At 42.8% G+C, this 2,639-nt stretch carries 3 protein-coding genes; all 3 read left to right on the top strand.

The window, feature by feature from the left end:
• Positions 1-119: 119 nt before the first annotated feature.
• Genes GXO74_12720 through GXO74_12710 form a run of 3 tightly spaced genes read left to right on the top strand, consistent with a single transcriptional unit; the run spans position 120 to position 2,382 of the window.
• Positions 120-713 (top strand): CDP-alcohol phosphatidyltransferase family protein, encoded by a 594-nt coding sequence (locus GXO74_12720; GenBank protein ID NOZ62528.1) that lies wholly within the window; start codon positions 120-122, stop codon positions 711-713.
• A 5-nt stretch (positions 714-718) separates the two neighbouring features.
• Positions 719-1,687 (top strand): radical SAM protein, encoded by a 969-nt coding sequence (locus tag GXO74_12715; GenBank protein NOZ62527.1) that lies wholly within the window; start codon positions 719-721, stop codon positions 1,685-1,687.
• Positions 1,684-2,382 carry a VTT domain-containing protein gene (locus GXO74_12710; protein NOZ62526.1) on the top strand — a complete coding sequence of 233 codons (699 nt, stop codon included), beginning with the start codon at positions 1,684-1,686 and terminating at the stop codon, positions 2,380-2,382. The genes GXO74_12715 and GXO74_12710 overlap by 4 nt, the downstream gene beginning before the upstream one ends.
• The last annotated feature ends 257 nt before the right edge of the window (positions 2,383-2,639 follow it).

The raw sequence follows: 2,639 nt of genomic DNA, 5'->3' as shown, positions 1-2,639 counted from the left end.
CCGGAAAAATATCTTGACATTTTTGTAATAATTCTTTACCTTGTAAAACGAATTTACGCCAAAAAATTGCTTCAAAGTGGCGAATTGGAAATTGAATAATCTGAGGAAAGACTGAATCGTTGAAATTCCGATTGGCAAAACAGCGGCATCCGGACAGTTTTTACAGTGAAGCAAATGTCATCACTCTCATTCGCCTTGTGGGTTCTTTGACGTTTTTCATGCTGGCTATCTGGTATCAGGAACCGATTTATAATTACATCGGTTTTTTAATTCACTGGCTGGTGGATTTCATCGACGGCTGGTATGCGCGCACGTTCAAGCAGGAAACGGTTCTTGGCGCGGAAATTGATATTATCGCCGACCGATTTGAGATCCTGTTTTTTTATGTGATTTTCCTGCATTTCAGACCAGAAGTCTATCTGCCGGCTGCGCTGTATCTCATCGATTATGCGTTCATCGATTTTTATCTGAGCTACCAATTCATCAAATTTGACATCATATCTCCCAATTATTTCAACAAAGTCGATAAAATTGTTTATCTGCTTAATTACAGCCCGGGCGGAAAGTTCTCTAATTCCAGCGTGGTGACTCTGGCGCTCATATTTTTTCCGCAATTTGCGCTCTGGATTGCCATTTATGCCTGCGGGCTTATCGCGGTGAAAACTTATTCTGTCGTCCGACTTTATCGTTTGCGAATGAATCAATTGAGGTAATGAAAATGGGATCAGCAATCAGGACACTATCTCTGGCAAGTCGCGGTATTGGAAATTATTTGACAAATCGACCTTTGAGCGTTTCTTTTGAAGTAACATATAGCTGCAACGCCCGATGTAAACATTGCCATCTGGGCGGATTTATCAAAGATGAAGTGAAAGCGCCGCCGGAACGATTTGGCGAATTGTGTCAGCAAATAAAACCGGTTGTGGCGCAGATTTCCGGGGGAGAGCCGCTGATTCGGCGCGATCTGGAAGACATTGTGCGCGCCATGCGGCGAAAAAATCGCGCGCCATATATTGTGGTCACGACCAATGCCATCATGTTGAACAAAAAAAGATATGAGTCGCTCATCGATGCCGGTGTGGATCAATTTTCCATTTCGCTGGATTATCCTGACGAGCGACACGATGAATTTCGCGGACACAAAGGTTTGTTTCAGCATATTGACAAGTTGATTCGTGAATTAAAAGGCAGCAATGGCAAATGCATCACTTTGAGCTGCGTTGTGCAAAAAGATAATTTCAGAGATTTGATAACAATAGCCGAACTTTCGGAAAAATGGGGCGTGAACGTCAATTTCAGCACTTACACCTGGTTGCGCACCAATGACATGAATTATGTGCTCGATGCGGATGATTTGCTGGAATTCAAAGAAATTGTGAAAAAGCTGCTCGCCATGCGCAAGAAATATCACAATTTCTTTGCTTCGGAATACACTTTCAAGCGGATGATTGAATTTTACGAAAAAAAATCCATTCCCAATTGCCGAGCTGGGGAAAGATTTTTCATCGTCAACCCGGATGGCAGATTTTCGCCGTGCGGTTTGATTCTCACTTACCACGACAGCATGGAGGAGATGAAAAAAGATTTTGTCAAGAAAAATACATGCACAGCGTGCAATACAAGTATTCGTTCCAACTGTGAAAAACCGGTCAAATATTTGATTAAAGATAATCTGGCGACTTTATGAGCGGATCTGAGTCAATTGAAGAAAATGGAATCGGGACGTCCAAACACATGTCGGGCAGAAGGAAAGTATTTTTTGGGTTTGAAATTGGCTTCATTTTGCTATTGCTGGCGATCTGGTTGTCTTCGGAATCGATTCGTCAGAGCAAACATCTCATTGTGCTCTTTCTTTACAGTTTCCCCTGTCAATTTTTGATTGCCATTGTTCCTCACGAACCTGTGTATCTCTACTTCAGTAAATTTTATCAGCCAATCACTGTGACGCTGGTTTCAGTCGCCGGAACGGTTTTGACGGAGTGGCTGAATTACTCCACTTTTCAGTTCATCACAGATTTAAAATCATTCGCCAAAGTCAAGAAAAGCGGTTTTGTGGGCAAACTGATAAACATTTTTCAAAAAGCGCCCTTTTTGTCCATCTGGATTGCTGGCTTCACACCTGTGCCATTTTATCCGTTTCGCTTTTTGGTAGTCCTGGCAAAATATCCCGTCTGGAAGTATTTGCTTGCAGTTTTTACCTCCCGAACGCCAAGATTTTTTCTGCTGGCTTTGCTGGGACATGCTTTCAAAATCCCGGATTTCTGGCTGGCAGTGATGTTCATCTTGCTTCTGCTCATTGCGAATGTGCCCTTGGCAAGGAAATTATGGCAAAAAATTAGACGTCGCCATTCAGCCACCGAAGCACAGGAGACAGAGAGATAGCTGCTTTCTTTGTAGCTATTTAGCCACCGAGGCACAGAGAACCGCAGAGACAGCTAATTCTTGCCCTATTCTTGAGTAACGAAAAAAATTATTAGGGTTGAGAGGAGCTCCGTTCACTCTGTGGCTCTGTGGCAAAAAAAACACTCCGAAACTCAATCCGCGTCTTGATACATCGCTTCAATTAACTTTTGATATTTTTCCTGCACAAATCTTCGTTTCACTTTCAGCGTCGGAGTAAGCTCGCCATCATCAATGGT

Source organism: Calditrichota bacterium (assembly GCA_013152715.1).
Lineage (GTDB): Bacteria > Zhuqueibacterota > Zhuqueibacteria > Thermofontimicrobiales > Thermofontimicrobiaceae > 4484-87.
Note: the sequence above shows the minus strand (reverse complement) of the source record. Positions and strands in the feature narration are given on the sequence as shown.